This window comes from Flavobacterium sp. ALD4 (assembly GCF_002836475.1).
In the GTDB taxonomy this organism is placed as follows: domain Bacteria; phylum Bacteroidota; class Bacteroidia; order Flavobacteriales; family Flavobacteriaceae; genus Flavobacterium.
The window spans coordinates 1,244,975-1,265,467 of the sequence record NZ_PJBJ01000030.1 but is presented as its reverse complement, the minus strand read 5'-3'; the positions used below and the strand labels follow the sequence as shown (position 1 = coordinate 1,265,467).

At 35.7% G+C, this 20,493-nt stretch carries 15 protein-coding genes; 13 read left to right on the top strand and 2 right to left on the bottom strand.

Going from position 1 to position 20,493, the window contains the following annotated elements; genetic code table 11:
* Positions 1-15: 15 nt before the first annotated feature.
* Positions 16-1,923: an acetate--CoA ligase gene (gene acs, locus CXF59_RS14230; RefSeq protein WP_101138393.1), complete on the top strand. Its 1,908-nt coding sequence runs from the start codon at positions 16-18 to the stop codon at positions 1,921-1,923.
* 111 nt (positions 1,924-2,034) lie between these two features.
* On the opposite strand, the gene CXF59_RS14225 is transcribed toward acs, so the two are convergent.
* A complete protein-coding gene (locus CXF59_RS14225) occupies positions 2,035-2,907 on the bottom strand; it encodes a T9SS type A sorting domain-containing protein (protein ID WP_232758909.1) in 873 nt (290 codons plus the stop codon).
* 220 nt (positions 2,908-3,127) lie between these two features.
* Here CXF59_RS14225 and CXF59_RS14220 point away from each other — a divergent pair, with 220 nt between their 5' ends.
* From CXF59_RS14220 to CXF59_RS15035, 5 genes are all read left to right on the top strand, one after another.
* Entirely contained in the window at positions 3,128-5,005 is a 1,878-nt protein-coding gene (locus tag CXF59_RS14220; RefSeq protein WP_101138392.1) for a glycoside hydrolase family 13 protein, read from the top strand.
* 166 nt (positions 5,006-5,171) lie between these two features.
* Entirely contained in the window at positions 5,172-6,836 is a 1,665-nt protein-coding gene (locus CXF59_RS14215) for an alpha-amylase family glycosyl hydrolase (protein ID WP_101138391.1), read from the top strand.
* 82 nt (positions 6,837-6,918) lie between these two features.
* A complete protein-coding gene (locus CXF59_RS14210; RefSeq protein ID WP_101138390.1) occupies positions 6,919-7,596 on the top strand; it encodes a glycerophosphodiester phosphodiesterase family protein in 678 nt (225 codons plus the stop codon).
* Complete coding sequence (locus tag CXF59_RS14205) at positions 7,593-8,801, top strand: NAD(P)/FAD-dependent oxidoreductase (protein WP_101138389.1); 1,209 nt, start codon at positions 7,593-7,595, stop codon at positions 8,799-8,801. The genes CXF59_RS14210 and CXF59_RS14205 overlap by 4 nt, the downstream gene beginning before the upstream one ends.
* Positions 8,802-9,137: 336 nt before the next feature.
* Positions 9,138-9,305 carry a hypothetical protein gene (locus CXF59_RS15035; protein ID WP_157824591.1) on the top strand — a complete coding sequence of 56 codons (168 nt, stop codon included), beginning with the start codon at positions 9,138-9,140 and terminating at the stop codon, positions 9,303-9,305.
* Positions 9,306-9,473: 168 nt separating this feature from the next.
* On the opposite strand, the gene CXF59_RS14200 is transcribed toward CXF59_RS15035, so the two are convergent.
* Positions 9,474-9,950: a TspO/MBR family protein gene (locus CXF59_RS14200; RefSeq protein ID WP_101138388.1), complete on the bottom strand. Its 477-nt coding sequence runs from the start codon at positions 9,948-9,950 to the stop codon at positions 9,474-9,476.
* Positions 9,951-10,187: 237 nt separating this feature from the next.
* On the opposite strand from CXF59_RS14200, the gene CXF59_RS14195 reads away from it, so the two are divergent.
* From CXF59_RS14195 to CXF59_RS14165, 7 genes are all read left to right on the top strand, one after another.
* Complete coding sequence (locus CXF59_RS14195; RefSeq protein WP_101138387.1) at positions 10,188-11,273, top strand: diphosphomevalonate/mevalonate 3,5-bisphosphate decarboxylase family protein; 1,086 nt, start codon at positions 10,188-10,190, stop codon at positions 11,271-11,273.
* Positions 11,274-11,331: 58 nt separating this feature from the next.
* Positions 11,332-12,270: a mevalonate kinase gene (locus tag CXF59_RS14190; protein WP_101138386.1), complete on the top strand. Its 939-nt coding sequence runs from the start codon at positions 11,332-11,334 to the stop codon at positions 12,268-12,270.
* Positions 12,271-12,342: 72 nt separating this feature from the next.
* A complete protein-coding gene (locus CXF59_RS14185) occupies positions 12,343-13,299 on the top strand; it encodes a geranylgeranylglycerol-phosphate geranylgeranyltransferase (RefSeq protein WP_101138385.1) in 957 nt (318 codons plus the stop codon).
* 222 nt (positions 13,300-13,521) lie between these two features.
* Positions 13,522-14,430: a pseudouridine synthase gene (locus CXF59_RS14180; RefSeq protein ID WP_101138384.1), complete on the top strand. Its 909-nt coding sequence runs from the start codon at positions 13,522-13,524 to the stop codon at positions 14,428-14,430.
* A gap of 35 nt (positions 14,431-14,465) precedes the next feature.
* Entirely contained in the window at positions 14,466-14,876 is a 411-nt protein-coding gene (locus CXF59_RS14175; RefSeq protein ID WP_232758907.1) for a nuclear transport factor 2 family protein, read from the top strand.
* Between the two features lie 231 nt (positions 14,877-15,107).
* On the top strand, positions 15,108-15,959 hold the full coding sequence (locus CXF59_RS14170; RefSeq protein WP_101138382.1) for a cytochrome c family protein: 852 nt from the start codon (positions 15,108-15,110) through the stop codon (positions 15,957-15,959).
* Between the two features lie 195 nt (positions 15,960-16,154).
* Positions 16,155-17,930, top strand: a complete 1,776-nt coding sequence (locus CXF59_RS14165) for a DUF885 family protein (RefSeq protein WP_101138381.1) — start codon at positions 16,155-16,157, stop codon at positions 17,928-17,930.
* Positions 17,931-20,493 lie beyond the last annotated feature (2,563 nt).

Genomic DNA, 20,493 nt, shown 5'->3' with positions numbered 1-20,493 from the left:
TATATCCAGCAAACTATGAGCCGCTATAAAATTAATAATCTCGAAGAATACTTTAAAGAATATAAAAAATCAGTTCGTGAGCCAAGAAAGTTCTGGGACAAAATTGCTTCCGAAAACTTTACCTGGTACCAAGAATGGGAAAAAGTAGTTGATTTCAATATGGCAGAAGCCGATATAAAATGGTTTGTCGATGCTAAAGTCAATATTACTAAAAATTGTATTGACAGACACCTTGCCAAAAAAGGAGACAAAACCGCAATCATTTTTGAACCAAACGACCCTGGCGAAGAAGCGTTACATATTTCCTATACGGAACTGCACCAACGCGTTTGTAAAATGGCAAATGTATTGCGGGAACAAGGAGTAGAAAAAGGAGATCGTGTTTGTATCTATCTCCCGATGATTCCTGAACTAGCAATTGCCACTTTGGCCTGTGCCAGAATTGGAGCCATACATTCTGTTGTTTTCGCTGGATTTTCAGCATCAGCAGTGGCCACCAGAATAAATGACAGTGACTGTAAAATGGTCATCACTTCAGACGGTGGATATCGTGGAAACAAAACGATTGATTTAAAAGGAATAATCGATGAAGCATTAGTAAACACTCCTTGTGTTGCTAGCGTATTAGTGGTCAAAAGAACCAACAGCACCATAAACATGAAGGAAGGACGTGACCAATGGTTGCAACCCCTTTTAGATACAGCTTCAGACAATAATACGGCAGAAATCATGGATGCTGAAGATCCTTTGTTTATACTCTACACATCCGGTTCCACAGGTAAACCCAAGGGAATGGTACATACCACAGCGGGATATATGGTGTACACAGCCTATACTTTTAAAAATGTATTTAATTATGAAGACAACGATATTTTCTGGTGTACTGCAGATATTGGTTGGATTACTGGACATTCGTACATTCTCTACGGTCCTTTATTGAACGGAGCTACAACGGTAATTTTTGAAGGAGTTCCTTCTTATCCAGATTACAGTCGTTTTTGGGAAGTTATTGTTAAACACAAAGTAACACAATTCTATACTGCGCCAACTGCTATTCGTGCTTTGGCAAAAGAGAGTTTAGATTACGTGCAAAAATACCAATTAGAAACCTTAAAAGTAATTGGCTCTGTAGGAGAACCTATAAATGAAGAAGCTTGGCATTGGTACAACGACCATGTTGGCGGTAAAAGATGTCCCGTAGTCGACACGTGGTGGCAAACGGAAACAGGAGGTATCATGATTTCCCCTATCCCATTTGTGACTCCTACTAAACCAACGTATGCTACACTACCATTACCAGGAATCCAACCCGTATTGATGGATGAAAAAAGGAACGAAATAGAAGGTAATCAAGTAGTCGGTAGTTTATGTATTAAATATCCATGGCCAGGAATTGCCAGAACTATTTGGGGTGATCATCAGCGTTATAAAGAAACCTATTTTACTGCCTTTCCAGGTAAATATTTCACCGGTGACGGAGCTTTACGTGATGAAGTGGGGTATTACAGAATTACAGGCCGTGTTGATGACGTTGTTATCGTTTCAGGTCACAACCTGGGCACCGCTCCCATTGAAGATGCGATTAACGAGCATCCGGCAGTTGCTGAGTCAGCGATTGTAGGTTTCCCTCATGACATCAAAGGGAATGCATTATATGGCTTTGTTATTCTAAAAGAAACTGGAGAGTCTCGCGATAGAGCAAATCTAATCAAGGAAATCAACCAGCAAGTGTCTAACCAAATCGGGCCTATCGCCAAGTTAGATAAAATTCAATTTGTGTCTGGTTTACCTAAAACACGTTCAGGCAAAATTATGCGTAGAATCTTGCGTAAAATAGCTGAAGGTGATTATTCGAATTTTGGAGATACCTCCACTTTATTGAATCCGGAAATTGTGGAAGAAATAAAGAACGGTAAAGTTTAATCTTCTTCATTAGCTATAATTTGTTTAAAAACTGCTTCATTTATGGAGCAGTTTTTTTGTATAAAAAAGCTGCCTTTTAAGGGACAGCTTTTTCAGAAATAAAACCAAACATTATTCTTTTATAAATTTCATCACTTGAACTTCATTGTTTTCATTTACTGCTTTCACAATGTAAAGCCCTTTACTCAAATCCCTGATAGCATCGGGAGTATCTTTGGAATGAGTCGTCTCAAAACTTTTCACTAATTGTCCTGCCATTGAAAAAACCTGAACTTCAGTGGTATTTGTATTTAAAGTAAAGTAATTAGAAGCTGGATTAGGGTACAAATAAATCTCTGACGCGCCTTCATATTTAGCTATTGCCAAAAAGGCTACTTTGTTTCCATAAATTCTAAAACCACCAGCTTCAACTGTAATGGGTGCCGATGTATCCGTTACATTAATAGTAGTATTATCCATCAGATTATACCATGTTCCAGGATATGGAAAACCAGTAGCGATAGCCTTAGCAGTTACATCAAAATTGGCAAGTACCAAAACGTTTTTAAGCTGCGTACTTGCAAGAGCTGAGTTTGTAATTTTAATAGTTTGTGATAAGGACGAGCTATTGTTCATCGTTGCCGTACCAGTAAAAACAGCCTCCGTTGTTTTCAAACTAATCATCTTTGCCCAATCCGTATAAATTTTATTTCTATTGTTGTTTGCTAACCAATTATTCGTCCATTGTGGTTGTGGTTTTGTGTCCAATTTACAATCTCCGGGAATAGCATCATTAGGCGTATTTACCGTTCCATTATTACAACTAAATATAGACGTGTCCCAGCCTAATTCTCCAAAATGATAGATCATTTTTGGTCCTGGAACCAATAAAGAAACGGCTCCAATAGCTGACATTCTTGACAAAGCCACATCTACTGTTTTTACGTCATGCGCAGGATTTGTATTGTTACTGGATCCCCAAATAATTCGGTTGCAGTAACACAAAATTAATTGTAAAGAACTTGTAGACTATTCTTTCACTTAAGTAAAAGCGAAATATGGCTAACACGCAATCCCAATATCTATTGGGATTGTTTAATTGATTTAAGAGCTACTTAAAAATTGGGCATCACTAAAACGAGAATAACACAAGCGTTTAGAGTAGCTGCATTCATAGCTTCATTGCCTGAAAATAAATTTAATATTAATCATTATATGCTTAAATATGAATAAATTTACCTCGATTTCAATAGGAAATACATCTTTAATAAAAAGTATAACCTTCATCCTTTTTTTTATGTCTCTAACCATAAATGCACAAATCGACAGGGTCGAACCACCCTTCTGGTATGCCGGAATGCACAATCCGGAATTACAGATTTTGTTTTATGGTAAAAACATAGTGCAATACGAAGTCACGACTTCAAATTCCGTTGCCATCACCAACATAAAAAAGACAGAGAACCCGAATTATTTATTTGTTACCGTCAACACTAAAGATGTTGCTGCTGCTGAAATCATCTTTTCGTTTAAGAAGAATAATCAAATTGCTTTTACACATAAGTACAGCCTAAGGAATAGGAGAGAAAAATCAGCAGAACGTAAAAGCTTCAATGCGTCAGACATGCTCTATCTTATCATGCCCGATCGTTTTGCTAATGGTAATCCAAAAAACGATAGCGATGCTACTACAAAAGAAAAATACAATCGCGATTTACCCGGCGGAAGACACGGCGGCGACATTCAAGGGATAATAAAAAACTTAGATTACATCTCCTCTCTTGGAGCAACAGCGATCTGGAGCACACCGCTATGTGAAGATAATGACAGAGCGTACTCCTATCACACCTATGCTCAATCTGATGTTTATAAGATTGACCCCCGTTACGGAACAAATGCTGATTACGTGCGTTTAGCCTCTGAGATGCATAAAAAAGACATGAAATTAGTTATGGACTATGTTGTCAATCATTGGGGAATTGAACATTGGATGATGAACGATTTACCAACACAAGACTGGATTCATCAATTTGAAAACTATACACAAACGAATCATAAACGCTCTACGATAAACGATATTAACGCCTCAAAAATAGATACTAAAATTTGTCTCAATGGTTGGTTTGTTAATACAATGCCTGATTTAAACCAATCGAATCCTTTAGTATTAAACTACCTAAAACAAAATGCTATCTGGTGGATTGAGTATGCAGACCTCGACGGTTTCAGAGTCGATACCTATAACTATTCTGACCCTACCGGAATTGCATCTTGGACAAAAGCAATCACAGACGAGTACCCAAATTTCAATATTGTGGGCGAAATCTGGATGCAAAGCCAAGCACAAATGGCGTATTGGCAAAAAGACAGTAAAATTGGTGCTATAAAAAACTATAATTCTTACTTGCCGAGTGTTATGGACTTTACGCTATTCGATGCTATTGGCACCGTTTTCAGTGAAGATGATGGATCCTGGGACAAAGGAATGGTAAAAGTATATGATAATTTCGCTAATGATTTTTTATATCCCAACATTAATAACATTATGGTTTTTGCCGAAAATCATGATACGAATCGCATCAATGAAGTCTATAAGAATGATTTTAGAAAATACCAGATGACCATGGCACTTATAGCAACTGTCCGCGGGATTCCGCAATTGTATTATGGTAGCGAAATTGGCATGAGCGGTGATAAGGATAAAGGAGATGCTGACATTCGTCAAGATTTCCCCGGAGGATGGTTAGGCGATGCAAACAATGCTTTTACTAAAGAAGGCCGTACTTTTGACCAAAATCAATATTTTGATTTTACTTCTAAACTGTTCCAATGGAGAAAAACCAACGAAGCGGTACATTTTGGTAAAATGACACATTATATTCCTGAAAACAATGTCTATGTTTATTTCAGATATACCGACAACAAAACGGTTATGGTCCTGATAAACAACAGCAACGAGATCCAAACTATCAACACTACCCGTTTCCAGGAAAGCATAAAAGCATACACAACAGGGAAAGATATTTTAAGCGACCTCACTTTCGACATTTCTAAAGAAATTATCTTGGAACCAAAGTCGGTTGTCATATTAGAACTAAAATAAATCATAGAGAAAGTAGGCAACCACCAAAAAACCATAGATTATAACTATCTAATCTGGAGAGTCTGCGTCAAAACAGTTACAGAATCGAAAGCTACGAGCCTCTAAAGTGTATCGTTTTAAGTACTTTTGCGAACAATAGATTAAATCAAAAATCAGTTATATAATAATGACAAAATATTCAAACGCACTTCTCCTGTTAACCCTGACCATTCTTGTGGGTTGCACAACAACTCAATCAGTCTCAGAAAAAAAAACTAAGAAAAAAGTGCCCTTTGTTTGGGAAGCGGCTTCTGTCTATTTCTTAATGACAGATCGTTTCTACAATGGAGACAAATCGAATGATACCAACTTCAACAGAACCAAAACTACCGGAAAACTGCGCGGTTTTGAAGGAGGTGACATTAAAGGAATCACAAAAAAAATTGACGAAGGCTATTTCGATAAATTAGGTATCAATGCTATTTGGTTTACACCAATAGTGGAACAAATTCATGATGCCGTAGATGAAGGTACCGGCTTAAGCTATCCTTTTCACGGGTATTGGGCAAAAGATTGGACGGCTTTAGACCCCAACTTTGGAACAAAAGCAGACTTGGCCAACTTAGTTAAAAAAGCACATGCCCATGGAATAAGAATCGTACTTGACGGTGTAATTAATCATACTGGGCCCGTTACAGAAACAGATGTTGCATGGCCAAATTACTGGGTGCGCACCAGTCCTGTTTGCGATTATAAGAACTATCAGAACACTACGGAATGTACATTAGTAGCTAATCTTCCAGACATAAGAACAGAGAGCACACAGAATGTTGACCTCCCTCCTTTTTTGATAGAAAAATGGAAAAAAGAAGGGCGTTACGAAATAGAAATGGAAGAATTAGACGCTTTTTTCAAACGCACTGGTTATCCAAAAACACCACGTTACTATATCATCAAATGGCTGACAGACTATATCGCTGATTATGGAATTGACGGATACCGCGCTGATACAGTAAAACATACGGAAGCAAGTGTCTGGGCTGATTTCAAAACCCAAAGCGAATATGCTTTTGCCACTTGGAAGAAAAATAATCCAACAAAAGTGTTAGACAACAACTCTTTTTACTCCATTGCCGAAGTATACAACTATAACATTAGTGCCGGTACAACCTTTGATTTTGGGGATAAAAAAGTGAATTATTACGAAAATGGTTTTAACAGCATGATTAATTTTGAATTCAAATATGACGCCCAAAAAGACTACGAATTTATATTCTCAAAATACTCTGCTATTTTAAACGGAGAATTGAAAGGAAATAGTGTTTTGAACTATTTGTCTTCTCATGATGACGGTGGTCCCTTCGACGCCAAACGAACCAGAACTATTGAAGCAGGTACAAAACTTTTACTTTCTCCGGGAACTGCTCAGGTATTCTATGGTGATGAAAGTGCTCGTTCTCTAGTAATTGAAGGAACTCAAGGAGACGCCACCTTACGTTCATTTATGAATTGGAATGCTATTAAAAACAATCCTGCGACAAAAAAAACACTCGCACATTGGAGAAAACTAGGGAAATTTCGTAAAAACCACCCCGCTATAGGTGCTGGTGTACACCAGGAAATTTCAGCACAACCCTATACTTTTTCCAGAACGTATTCTAAAGGAGCTTATAAAGACCGAGTCTTCATTGGATTGGATTTACCTATTGGTAGAAAAGTAATGGACGTGTCCGCTGTATTCGCAGACGGAACCCGAGTTAGAGATGCTTATTCTGGAAAAATCGTTGAAGTCTCTAAAGGTAGAATTAAAATCAAAACTGATTTCGATATCGTATTACTGGAAAAAAGATAAATATACATTGTTATACAAAAAGCACGAATCGATTCCGGTTCGTGCTTTTTTATTTATGTTACCTTTGTAAAAAATCAATCCAATGTTAAAAATAGGTCATCGTGGCGCTAGAGGTCATGAACCGGAGAATACCCTTCTTGGTTTCCAGAAAGCAATAGACCTACATGTGGATCGAATTGAACTAGATGTACATTTAAGTGCAGATGGTGAGTTAATGGTCATTCATGACGAGACAGTTGACCGGACAACCAATGGAAAGGGTGCTGTAAACCAATTTTCACTGCCGGAACTAAAGCGATTCCACATTGAAAAAGACCAGCGCATCCCCACTTTAACCGAAGTATTAAACCTCATTGATCAACGATGTGATGTTAATATTGAATTGAAAAGCTATGAAACTATTGATAAAGTAGTCGATTTAATAGAAAAATTTATTGTAGAAAAGCATTGGAATTACAGCCAATTTGTAGTTTCCAGTTTTGATTGGACGGCTTTGCAAAAAGTTGCACTCCTAAATTGGGAAATACGCATCGGTGTATTAAGCGAAATAAATTTGGATCTGACTTTGGCTTTCGCCAAATTTATTCAAGCAAAATCAATTCATCCCCACCACCATTTACTGACCGCAGAAAACACGGCTCAAATACAGGAAAAAGGATTCGAAGTTTTCCCTTGGACAGTCAACGAGCCAGAAGACATAAAAAAAATAAAATCATTTAACGTAAACGGAATCATCAGCGATTTTCCAGATAGAATATGAACCAAAATTTTGATATAATAATAGTAGGTGGTGGAGCAGCAGGTTTTTTTACAGCAATCAATATTGTGGAGAAAAATCCTAAATTAAAAGTAGCAATTCTAGAACGTGGTGCCGAAGTACTCCAAAAAGTCCGTATTTCTGGCGGAGGACGTTGTAATGTTACCCACGCCTGTTTTGAACCCAACGAATTGGTGAAATATTATCCGCGCGGTGAAAAAGAACTACGCGGTCCTTTCCATCAGTTTGCCTCTGGAGACACCATAGAATGGTTTGAGAAACATGGCGTGGAACTTAAGATTGAAGACGACGGTCGTATGTTTCCCGTTTCCAATTCATCACAAACTATTATCGAATGTTTTTTACAAGCAACACAGAAACTGGGAATCGAAGTCTTGACAGGACAAAGCGTACAATCTATTTTCAAGAAGGAAAACGTCTGGAAAATAGAAACCCAAAACGAGAATTATATCGCTGAAAAATTAATTTTAGCTACAGGAAGCAACCCAAAAATATGGGAAATGCTGCAGACTTTCGGTCATGCGATTGTAAGCCCGGTCCCTTCCCTATTTACCTTCAACATCAAAGACCCCCGCATCAAAGAATTGCCCGGTGTAGCGGCACAAGTTACCGTAAAAGTAAAAGACACTAAACTAACTTCTACAGGTCCATTATTAATCACCCATTGGGGAATGAGCGGCCCTGCTGTTTTAAAACTTTCTGCTTGGGGAGCAAGAATATTGCATGACAAAAATTATCAGTTTACCATATTTGTCAATTGGCTGAATGATGTAGAAACCATCGAAGCCGAAAAAACACTAAAAGACTTAAAACAGGAACACGCGAAAAAAGCAGTTTCCAAAAAATCCCATTTTGATTTCCCAAACCGCTTGTGGGAAAGTTTAGTGTTGGCTTCAGGAATTGACGCCGAAACAAAATGGGCCGATTTATCCAAAACACAACTCCAAAACCTATCCAATCAATTGACAAATGGTACTTTTCAAGTCAACGGAAAAAGCACTTTTAAAGAAGAGTTTGTGACTGCAGGCGGAATCAATTTAAAAGAAGTAAACTTCAAAACCATGGAAAGCAAGCTACATGAAAACCTTTACTTTGCAGGTGAAATCGTGAATATTGATGCCATAACCGGCGGATTTAATTTCCAGAATGCGTGGACAAGTGGGTTTATATTGGCGAATAGTATTTAATAATTATGCAATCCCTAAAGTCAAAGTCATTAATGCGAGCACAAAAACACTTGTAGTCTCTGATACAAATGGAGAATTTTCAGTTATTATAAAAACGAATGATATGATAGTATTTGTATCAAAAGAACATCAAATAAAAAAACAACAATTAACCGTAAACTATTCCCAAAGTAAGAATTAGTCGTTGAATTAATTCTAAAAGCAGAAGAATTAAACGAAGTAGTTATTAGAAATAGTCCATCTTTTAAACTAAGTAAGGATGAAACGTGGAAACAAAAAAACGACCACTATGCAATAGAAAAAAATGCAACCACTCCAAAAGTTATTGGTGTTAATATGGGGATAATTGAAAACGGAATGAATTTGATGCGAATTGGCGATATGGTTTTAGATCTATTTAAAAAAGAAAAAGAGGAATTCAAAAAAGCAATTACTGAAATTGAATTTTCCACAGTAGTAAAAAACAGCTACAACCACAAATTCTACCTTAAAACCAAAAGCTGATGGAATAGAACTGCTTCTTCAATTCTGTGAAGCAGATCAAAAATACTTGCAGCAAACAACAATATGCTGAGTACGATGGATTTTTTTATTCTCCAAAAACATGGCATTTAAAAAGCTCGCTGTTTCAAAAAAATAATTTCCTTATCATCTGTTTGAACAAAGTGATTATTACTTATTCAACCACCAAATACTTGCATTCAATACCATAGCAAAACTTACCCAAGCCAAATACGGTATAAATAAATAACCAGCGATTTTATTAATTTTAGAAAACTGAAGGTAGGTTTCATAAATCATCAACCAAAGAACAATAATTTCTAGTCCTGCTAACATAGGGTTGCGCAAGCCAAAAAATAAATACGACCATAGCGCATTTAGCGCTAATTGTACTGCAAAAACAATTAATGCTTTCCTTACATTTTCTTTATCTGATTCCATACGATCCCAAACCAGTCCGGCAGCAATCCCCATCATAATGTATAGCATACTCCATACTGGTGCAAAAATCCAATTTGGAGGGTTAAAACTTGGCTTTATCAAACTCGGGTACCAATCTAAAATAGCAGAACGAGTCGAGTTTCCAGAAAAATAACCAATCGCAAGACAGGTAACAACAACAGTAAGTATTTTGGTAAGCTTATTCATTTTGGTTTTCTATTTGTGCCAAAAATAGTCAAACTTCAGCATATTCAAAATTAAAATCGAAATACATAGAACAATCGAAAAAAGAATTTGAAAGAAATCAATTATAAGAGATAGCAAGTCTATGTAATCTGTGCAAAACGTCTAATATTTAAAAAAACTATGAATCTATGTGTTTCAAATAAATAATGCATGGAACGTACAAACCAAAAAAGTATCTTTGTCTAAATTTTATATTCCATGTTGACAACAAAAAACTTTATCCCTACTACGTATTCTCAAACCATTGAACAAGGCAGTTTCCAGTGGAGTGCTCCCAGTAATATCGCTTTGGTGAAATATTGGGGGAAAAAGGATAATCAAATTCCGGCAAATCCATCGGTGAGTTTTACCTTGAACAACTGTAAAACTGTTACTAAACTAGCTTTTGCCAAAAAAGAAAATCAAGATACTTTTTCCTTTGATTTACTTTTTGAAGGCAAACCAAAAGAAGACTTCAAGCCAAAAATTCAAAAATTCTTGGAGCGAATTGAAATATACCTGCCTTTTTTGAAGGAATATCATTTTACTATAGACACTCAAAACACCTTTCCTCATAGTTCAGGGATTGCTTCTTCGGCATCAGGAATGGCTGCTTTAGCGATGAACTTTATGAGTTTAGAAAAAGAGTTGAATCCTGAAATGACAGAAGCCTATTTCTACCAAAAAGCGTCTTTACTGGCCCGTTTGGGTTCCGGAAGTGCTTGCCGAAGTATAAAAGGACAAGTGGTAGTTTGGGGAAACCAAGCCAATATCAAAGGAAGCTCTGATTTATACGGAGCTGAATTTCCAAATGCCATTCACGAGAATTTCAAGAATTACCAAGACACTATTTTATTGGTTGACAAAGGGGAAAAACAAGTTTCGAGTACCGTGGGACATGATCTGATGCACGATCATCCCTACGCTGAAAGACGATTTGCACAAGCGCATGAAAACCTAGATAAACTGACTACCATTTTTGAAAGTGGGAATTTGGAGGAATTCATTAAAGTGGTCGAAAGCGAAGCGTTGACTCTGCATGCGATGATGATGACATCAATGCCATATTTCATTTTAATGAAACCGAACACCTTGCAAATCATTAATACGATTTGGAAATTCCGAAATGAGACTAAAATTCCGGTCTGTTTTACACTTGATGCAGGAGCAAATGTCCACGTTTTGTATCCCGGAAACGTTAGCAAGAAAGTTTTGCAATTTATTAAGGACGAATTAGTTGACTTTTGCCAAAATGGGCAGTACATTTGTGACGAAATTGGAAATGGATCGATTCAGTTAGTTTAATAATGACTATCTTTACGTGCTCAATCTATTTTCAAGCATTAACCTAGCTATCAAATTAATGAAAGGACCTTTATTTTACTCAAAAATATTACTCTTTGGAGAATACGGAATTATTCGTGACTCTAAAGGGCTGTCTATCCCTTATAATTTTTATAACGGTGCATTGAAAAGAAACGAAGACCCATCACCCGAAGCGATTGCATCTAATGCAAGTTTGAAACGTTTTGCTGAGTATCTTGAAACGCTACAAAACGAGCAACCAGAGTTGGTTACTTTTGATTTAGCTGAATTAAAAAGCGATATTGAAACCGGAATGTATTTTGACTCGAGTATCCCACAAGGGTACGGTGTAGGAAGTAGTGGCGCTCTGGTAGCGGCTATCTATGACAAATATGCCCAAGACAAAATCACCGTTCTCGAGAATTTGACTCGCGAGAAATTACTGCAACTAAAAAACATATTCTCTCAAATGGAAAGCTTTTTTCACGGAAAAAGCTCAGGACTGGATCCTTTAAATAGCTATTTGAGCATTCCAATTTTGATTAATTCAAAAGATAATATTGAAGCTACAGGCATTCCGAATCAAACTTTGGACGGAAAAGGCGCTGTGTTTTTATTAGATTCAGGAATTGTTGGAGAAACTGCCCCTATGGTCACTATCTTCATGGAAAATTTAAAAGACAAAGGCTTTCGTACGATGCTGAAAAATCAGTTCGTAAAATATACCGATGCTTGTGTGGAAAATTTCTTGGGTGGAGATATGAAGGCATTGTTTATGAATACTAAAAAATTATCAAGCGTAGTTTTGAATAATTTCAAACCGATGATTCCGGAACAATTTCATGCTATCTGGCAAAATGGAATTGATACTAACGATTATTATTTGAAGTTATGCGGTTCTGGCGGAGGTGGCTATATCTTAGGTTTTACCGAAGATTTAGAACGCGCTAAACTATCCTTGAAAGACTATAAATTAGAAGTGGTGTACCAGTTTTAATTCGCAATAACAAATAAATTTAAAGCTTAAAATCAATTGTGATTTTAAGCTTTAATCTTTTAATAAAGTACCATGTTAAGCAGGAAGAAGAAGCTTTTAATAATGAAGATCGTAAGTTTATTCTCCGTGGTAAGAGGATATAATATTCCCGTTATTATTTTGGCGCAATACCTTTCAGCCATCTTTATTCTGGCTCCTGAAAAAAGAGCTCTTGCCATCCTACTGGATTTCAATTTATTCCTTCTTGTTTTTGTATCCTCATTAACCATTGCTTCGGGATACATCATCAATAATTTTTATGACAGCCGTAAAGACCTGATCAACCGTCCCAACAAATCTATGCTGGATCGACTGCTGAGCCAGAAAACAAAACTTAACGTGTACTTTTCACTGAATTTCATAGTCGCCCTAACGGCACTATTTATATCATGGCGTGCATTTCTATTCTTTTCGGCGTATATATTCCTGATTTGGTTTTACTCGCATAAAATAAAAAGATACCCCGTAGTAGGAAATCTAACGGCAGCCTTGCTGGCTGTCATTCCCTTTTTTGCGATATTATTACATTACTATAACGACCTCAGTTTTGAAGAATTCGAAAACTACAAAGGCCATTTTGCCGTTATTTTTGCCCATGCCAGCTTCCTTACCCTGCTGCTTCTCATACGAGAAATGATCAAAGATTTAGAAAACATCAAGGGAGATTTAGCTAATAACTACAAAACGATACCGATAGTCTATGGCGAGATGGTTTCAAAACAAATTATTACTGCCTTAGCATTGTTGACTATTTTACCCGTGTATGTCCTAATTGAAATTTATGACGTCGGCTATATGGATATTTACTTTTATGCTAGTCTGATTATATTAATTTTCTTTGTTCTTTACTTGTGGAATTCTAACAGAAAAGGACAATACCTGTTGCTTCATAACGTACTTAAATTCATAATCGTCGCCGGCGTATTTTGCATTGTATTGATTAATCCATCCGTTTTATGGAGTGGAAAAAAACTCCTATTGCATCTTTAAGAGAAAATCACTTTGTTAAAATCTGATTTTTGTGTTTTACTAGTCCCGATTTTCCAGAGGCTTCCAGAGGCATCACACTCTTTTTAGCTTGGATACAGTGGAAAGCTCGCAACAGCTCCAAAAAAAATAAAATCTTCTTAATTAGATAGTTACCGTATTATAATCACCATCTATCGATTAGCAAAAATATAAATACTATCTTTGCACAAATTATCGAATATTATGAATAATAAGGAAGGCAATAATAAAAAAAGCGGTGCTAGACCAACTAGTTCTAGACCTAGCTCTAATAAGCCAAAACCTGCGATGCAAAAAAGGGCACAAGGGCCAAAAAAAGTAAAAATAAACACTAAAGTTGCAGAAGTAGTTTCTGATAAGGTTGAAAAAAAACCAAATCAGGCACCTAAGAGACCTAAAGTTAAAGACGAAATTCGTTTGAATAAATATATCGCCAATTCTGGCGCTTGCTCACGTCGTGATGCTGATATTTACATTCAATCTGGAAACGTAAAAGTAAATGGAATTCCTGTGATTGAAATGGGATACATGGTTAAACCGGGGGATGTTGTGAATTTTGACGGAGCGGTTTTAACTCCTGAGAAAAAAGTTTATATTTTACTAAACAAACCTAAAAACTTTACGACAGCACTTGATGAAGGTCAAGAATTCCGTAACGTTCTAGAATTAGTAAAAGGGTCTACAACTGCAAAAATTGGAGCTGTAGGAAGAATGGACAAGAACACGACTGGTCTTTTGTTGTTTACAAACGATACAGACATGTTACGTAAATTCACTTTACCAAGCCAAAAATCATCTAAAATTTACCACGTATCTTTAGACAAAAACTTAAAATTTGAAGATTTAGAAAAAATCAACAAAGGGCTAACTCTTGACGGGCACCGCGTTTTTGTAGAGGACATAAGCTATATTGAAGGAGAAGCTAAAAGCGAAATAGGTTTGAAGTTAAGGTCATCAAATGTAAAAGTGGTTCGTTCTATTTTCGAACATTTTAGTTATGATGTTTTAAGAATTGACAGAGTCTCTTTTGCAGGTTTGACTAAGAAAAACCTACCAAGAGGAAACTGGAGATTACTTACAGATCAAGAAATCATCAACTTGAAAAACGTATAATACTTCATTGAAATTATAAGATTAAAATCCCTTTCGTGACAAACGAATGGGATTTTTTTTATTATATAGACAAAGCCAACACCATGACACCAGAAAAATTACAATCGATTGCTTTCAAATGGTTTGAGACTTTCAACAACAAAGAATTAGAGAAACTGCTGTCCCTTTACGATGACGATGCCGAACACTTCAGCCCAAAACTAAAAATACATCAACCAGAAACAAATGGTCTCCTAATAGGCAAACAAGCGTTACGGGAATGGTGGCAGGACGCATTCAACAGATTGCCGAGCTTGAATTACAAAGTAAAATCGCTTACCGCAAACGGAGATCGTGTCTTTATGGAATACATAAGAACAGCAGACGGAGAAGATGAAATGCATGTAGCAGAGGTACTAAATATAAGAGAAGATAAAATTGTCGCTTCAAGAGTATATCACGGATAAAACCACAGTTAAACTGTATTAAAAAACAATAATTAAATTTTTCATATTTAAATTAAAATCCTATTTCGATTGAACCGAAATGGGATTTTAATTTAAATGACACCTTTTAAAAGCACTTTTATAAAATAGAATAAGAATAAAACATATCAAAATATTCCCTATTTTTGAATATTCCGTTTTGGGTAAAACCCCCTCCTTTAAAGGTCTCTCATCTTCAATAAAAATAAAGTAATGCGTAAATTAGATCCAAAATTATTTGTCTTTTTATTACTTTTGCTCGCAAGCTGCAAACAAAACACGAAACAAAAAACTGTTGCCAAAAAAGTAATTGTAGCTGCGCCTCAAATCCAAACTCCCGATTCATTGAGTATTGATTTGCTTGCTTTACAAAAGCAAGGCAAACTAAAAAAGACAACTGTGATCACAGTATCCAATGACCCTGTATACCATAGTACCAAACGCTACGAAGCACTTCCCTTACCAGAGTTATTGAAAACCTATACTACTATCCAAAACTTAGAAGCTGACAAATACCAGATCGTCTTTGAATGCGAGGACGGATACAAACCGATGATGCCTTTGCAGAAATTCCTTTCGGTACAATCGTTTCTTGCCGTCAGGGACACGGATGCGCCAAAAGGCAAATTATGGTCAAAAATCATTAAAGACGGGCACGAAATGAAAGCAGCTCCATTTTACTTAGTTTATCAGGGAGTATCCACAAAAGACACTGATCTTAAATGGCCGTATAACCTGATAAAAATACATCTCGTCCTTATAAGTCAAAACATCGCCTTACTAATTCCAAAAGGGGATGCAAAGGCTCAGGTTGGCTTTGATTTATTCAACAAAAACTGCGTCACTTGTCATGCCATTAATAAAATTGGCGGAAATATGGGGCCCGAATTAAATTACCCGAAAAGTGTAACCGAATATTGGGACAAAAAACAATTGAAGGCCTTTATAGAGAATCCGGCTTCTTTTAGGGACGGAGTAAGAATGCCCACACCAGCGAATCTAAACACAAAAGAGATAGACGAAATTGTCTATTATTTAGAATATATGGCAAATCACAAGCTATAAGAAGACCTAAAACCGAAACAGACCTGAAATAAAGTTCACTTTCAGACATAAGAAAACTTCTCAACTGAGACGCTTTTCTTGTTTTGGACGCAAAAAGAGAAAATTATCTACGAATAATTTTGCCCAAACCATAATTAATTCTAAAGCCCGACTTTTTTTAGTACTTTAGCTACAACTATCTAATAACCAATTTCTATGAAAAGACCAGCCGTCCTTATTTTAGCAAGCCTATTTTCCATATTCTTTGTTAATTGTAAAAAGGAAAACAATAAAGAGAATGTTAAAGGGGACTTCAGCGCTATAACCAAAAGCTATTTTGACGATAAAAATGCGTTAGATCCTTTGGGTGCAACGCAAAATGGACAAAACGAGTACAACGACCAGTTACAATTTGAGATGACCGCCAGCTTTAGAAAAAATCAATTGGCTTTTTTTAATAAATATCAAACAGCCTTAGATAAGGTAAAGGAAGCTACACTTACCCCTGAAGAAAAAAACAGTTATGAAATTATAAAATGGGAAGTTGAAGTAGGCAAAGAATTATTACAGCAACCTACGAACCTAATGCCTATTCACCAATTTTGGGGAACCCACTTAACGATGGGGCAATATGCCGGCGGAACCAGCGCACAACCATTTAAAACAGAAAAAGACTATAACAATTTCCTAAAAAGAATGGATAAGTACAGTGTCTGGCTTGATTCGGCGATGGTCTACATGAAAAAAGGAATCGAAAAAGGAGTGGTATTACCAAAAGCGTTGACTGTAAAAGTGATTCCGCAGTTTGCAGATATGCCTACTGCCAATATTGAAAACAATCTGTTTTACTCTTCCATAAAATTAATGCCTTCCACATTTTCTGAAGAAACAAAGAAGGATTTAACTGCAAAATACACCGCAGAAATCAATGACAAACTCATTCCTCAATTCAAGAAAATGGCTGCCTTTCTTCAAAACGAATACCTGCCTGCTTCACGAACAACGAGCGGAATAGGAAGTTTGTCTTTCGGAAAAGAACTATATGCAACCTATACAAAACAATGGACTACAACCGAAATGGCTCCTGAAGAAATTCACGCATTAGGATTAAAAGAAGTGGCCAGACTGAATGCAGAAATGGAAAAAGTAAAAACTCAGGTAGGTTTTGAGGGAACATTACTTGAATTTTTTGATTACGTAAGGAACAAACCGGAGTTAAAACCGTTCACAAAACCAGAGGAAGTAATTGCAAATTTTGAAAGAATTCATGCCATAATAAAACCTAATGTGAACAAGCTATTCTCCTTACAGCCCAAAACCAAGTTTGAGATCAGAAGAACAGAGGCTTTTAGGGAAAAAACGGCGAGTGCAGAATATAGTCAAGGAGCAGCAGATGGATCGCGCCCTGGTGTATTTTATGTTCCAATACCAGATATAAAAGAATATAATATGTACGGCGACGAAGACTTGTTTTTACACGAAGCAATTCCTGGTCATCATTTTCAAATCTCTTTACAACAGGAAAACGAATCTTTACCTGATTTCAGAAAATACAATTGGTTTGGAGCCTATGGTGAAGGATGGGCGTTATACACAGAGAGTTTAGGTAAAGAATTAGGCCTATATACAGATCCTTATCAATATTTTGGCATGTTAGGAAATGAAATGCACAGAGCTGTACGGTTAGTTGTTGACACTGGATTACACAGCAAAGGATGGACCAGAGAGCAAGCCATTAAATTTTCAATGGAAAATGAGGCTGAAAGCGAAGCCGCAATAACCACAGAAATAGAACGTTATATGGCTATTCCTGGACAAGCTTTATCGTATAAAATTGGCCAGTTGAAAATCATGGAATTACGACAAAGAGCACAAGACAAAATGGGACTAAAGTTTGACATCAGAAAATTTCATGAAAAAGTGCTCGAATCAGGCGTGATGCCATTAGCCTTATTGGAAAAAAAGATTGATGCTTGGATCGCTAAGAAATAAAATGACTTCAAATTATAGCTATAAGAAAGCTTTCGCTGCGGCGGAAGCTTTTTTTGTTTTAAATAAAAAAGACAAGATCCCCCATGAGTTATTTTGATGCGACTATAAACCATCTAAGAAAAAAGCAAGTAAATAAATGAACTCATTTGTTAATATAGCGATAAACGTGTTTTTATTAGTTCGAATATGGAAACCCGTAACCTTGATAAGTTGAGTTATTATACGTTTGTTAAATATTTATCACACTAATTCTGATTTAAAGACCTATCAACTATGACTAAGAGACAAAACTCAGTATTAAATAAAAAAATAGGATACGTTATAATACTGACTTTCATCTTATCGGCAATACTTTTATTGATGTTCGTGTTTCAAGAAGAGTACAGGCTGATCGTGAGAAATTAGAGAAATTGCAGTTTTAAAATTAAATTCGTTAAAAAAAAAGATAACTATAATAGAATTTTTTTTTCGTAATCTATGACACACTCATGTAAAGCTCATCAATCATTACAAAATACTGGAGTAATTACAAAGTATAAAAAAAGATAATTATAAACACCTCCGCACCGACCCTTTTTAAAGGTTTTAAGGATTGTTCGGACATTGGTTGGACAACTCTTAAAATAAAAAAACCCACTTACCTATAAATAAGATAATTGAGTTGTTCTATGTGCGGATAATAGGACTCGAACCTACACCACAAACTATTCAGGCAAACAATTGGTTATCTAAATAACGGTTTGCATAGAGGTCTAAAAAAACGGAATTACCATACATAATCGAACACAACAATACACCTTAGAGAGAGCGACAAAGACCGTTACATGCGGATACTATAAATTGACGCACTCGACACTATCAAAAACACTGAGGTTCCTGATGAGGCACTACTTAAAACAGATAATCCTGAACAAACAAAAAACATTGCCATTACAACTGACGCACTAAACAACGCCCGAATTTGGGTTTTGATTGGTTGCGAAATTGGGCAGCATGACGAGAATTTACTGAAAATAAAAAACGATAATATTAGACGTACGGCAAAAGGTATTTACATTTATATCGTACAACAAAAAACAAATAAAAGTGTAACTATTGGGATTATTGCCCCGCAAGTTTTAGCGATAGTAGAAAACAATTTGCCTAAAGAAATACAACACCAATAACTAAACGATTATGTAAAAGTTATTTGTAAACTGCCGGGAATTATTGAGGTTTTAAAAGGAGCAAAGCTAAATACAGAAACCAACCGAAAAGAGTTAGACAAATATCTAAAGTATAAACTAATAGCCTCGGACTGTTTTCGACGTTCATTTACTACAACCTATTATAAAAAGATAACAACCGCAGTACAAACTGGAATAACAGGACATTTAAAAAAGAGTTTATTTATAACCTACATAAACAAACGCGAAGACAAGGATGCGAACGCCGATTTATTTGTGAAATTATATAAAGACCTTAACAAAACAAAATACCCGAAATGACACTAATAGAACACGGAACAAACAGTAATTAAAAGTTACTAGTAATTTGTTTTAGGATTACCCTACTTAACTTGAAATCAAAATTTCGCATTAAGTAGTTGTTAAACAAAAATATCTTTCACGAATTCTATACTTCATTTACTAATTCAAAATACAAGAGACTAAAGAAATCTGGTAACCCCCAAATATAATCCGGTACTAAAATAATTTACAACAACTTGCTCTGTACAATTTTGAAAACTTAAGCTCTCATGTTTATCATAAAGTTAAACATTACTATAGAAAACCAAATTGACACACAATATAAATTAAACATTCTCCTGCCAAAATTATTACAAAAACCAAAGCAAAAGTAATACGAAGACTAAATTTTAGAATTATTTAACTTTTGTTTAATAGAAATCATTAAAAGATTCCAAGCAATACAGAAACAAAAAAGAACTTGTGAAATTTAACGAGTATACGAAAGATTATAGGAATGATACGATATAAAATTATACACTGATAATTCTCAAAATGAAAACTATAAACCTGTCAAATTCGATTTATTGACGCAGTCCTATGAAGACCTCAACAAAGACAAAGCGCCAAAATTAAGGATTGTTAGCAACGAATAAAGAATTATATTAGAACTGGTTTATAAGTTCAAATTAACCAGCTTACAGTTATAACAATCAAAAAAATTAATATTAGGGCAAATATAAACAGATGCAACATTCTCAATCTATTATTAAAAGCTACAATAAGGCAGTACATTACAGGTCAAAAGGGCTCGAAATTGATACCGAGATATTACGTTTTAAGATTAAGTACACTAAAATTCAAACCTAAACGAACGCGGGATTTATAATTAACAGGATTTAGCAAATTACGGTTTCTATAATTTCAAAGATGAGTTATTAAATGAGTTCAACAATATACTTTATTACGACAACACTGTACAGTCAAAAAGTCGCTGTTTATCGAACTGTAAAAACCCTCTTTACTGGACTGAAATACTCAGCAAAAGAACCAAAGCCAACTTCTATAAACATAAGACAATATTAAAAAACTTAACCTCTCAAAATTCATATAAA

What these genes read in the sequence shown, in the direction of transcription:
- CXF59_RS14210 (WP_101138390.1), top strand. Translation starts at nt 6,919, where the DNA reads ATGTTAAAAATAGGTCATCGTGGCGCTAGAGGTCATGAACCGGAGAAT.
- CXF59_RS14170 (WP_101138382.1), top strand. Translation starts at nt 15,108, where the DNA reads ATGCGTAAATTAGATCCAAAATTATTTGTCTTTTTATTACTTTTGCTC.
- CXF59_RS14195 (WP_101138387.1), top strand. Translation starts at nt 10,188, where the DNA reads ATGTTGACAACAAAAAACTTTATCCCTACTACGTATTCTCAAACCATT.
- CXF59_RS14190 (WP_101138386.1), top strand. Translation starts at nt 11,332, where the DNA reads ATGAAAGGACCTTTATTTTACTCAAAAATATTACTCTTTGGAGAATAC.
- CXF59_RS14215 (WP_101138391.1), top strand. Translation starts at nt 5,172, where the DNA reads ATGACAAAATATTCAAACGCACTTCTCCTGTTAACCCTGACCATTCTT.
- CXF59_RS14205 (WP_101138389.1), top strand. Translation starts at nt 7,593, where the DNA reads ATGAACCAAAATTTTGATATAATAATAGTAGGTGGTGGAGCAGCAGGT.
- CXF59_RS14200 (WP_101138388.1), bottom strand. Translation starts at nt 9,950, where the DNA reads ATGAATAAGCTTACCAAAATACTTACTGTTGTTGTTACCTGTCTTGCG.
- CXF59_RS14220 (WP_101138392.1), top strand. Translation starts at nt 3,128, where the DNA reads ATGAATAAATTTACCTCGATTTCAATAGGAAATACATCTTTAATAAAA.
- CXF59_RS14165 (WP_101138381.1), top strand. Translation starts at nt 16,155, where the DNA reads ATGAAAAGACCAGCCGTCCTTATTTTAGCAAGCCTATTTTCCATATTC.
- CXF59_RS15035 (WP_157824591.1), top strand. Translation starts at nt 9,138, where the DNA reads ATGGGGATAATTGAAAACGGAATGAATTTGATGCGAATTGGCGATATG.
- acs (WP_101138393.1), top strand. Translation starts at nt 16, where the DNA reads ATGAGCCGCTATAAAATTAATAATCTCGAAGAATACTTTAAAGAATAT.
- CXF59_RS14185 (WP_101138385.1), top strand. Translation starts at nt 12,343, where the DNA reads ATGTTAAGCAGGAAGAAGAAGCTTTTAATAATGAAGATCGTAAGTTTA.
- CXF59_RS14180 (WP_101138384.1), top strand. Translation starts at nt 13,522, where the DNA reads ATGAATAATAAGGAAGGCAATAATAAAAAAAGCGGTGCTAGACCAACT.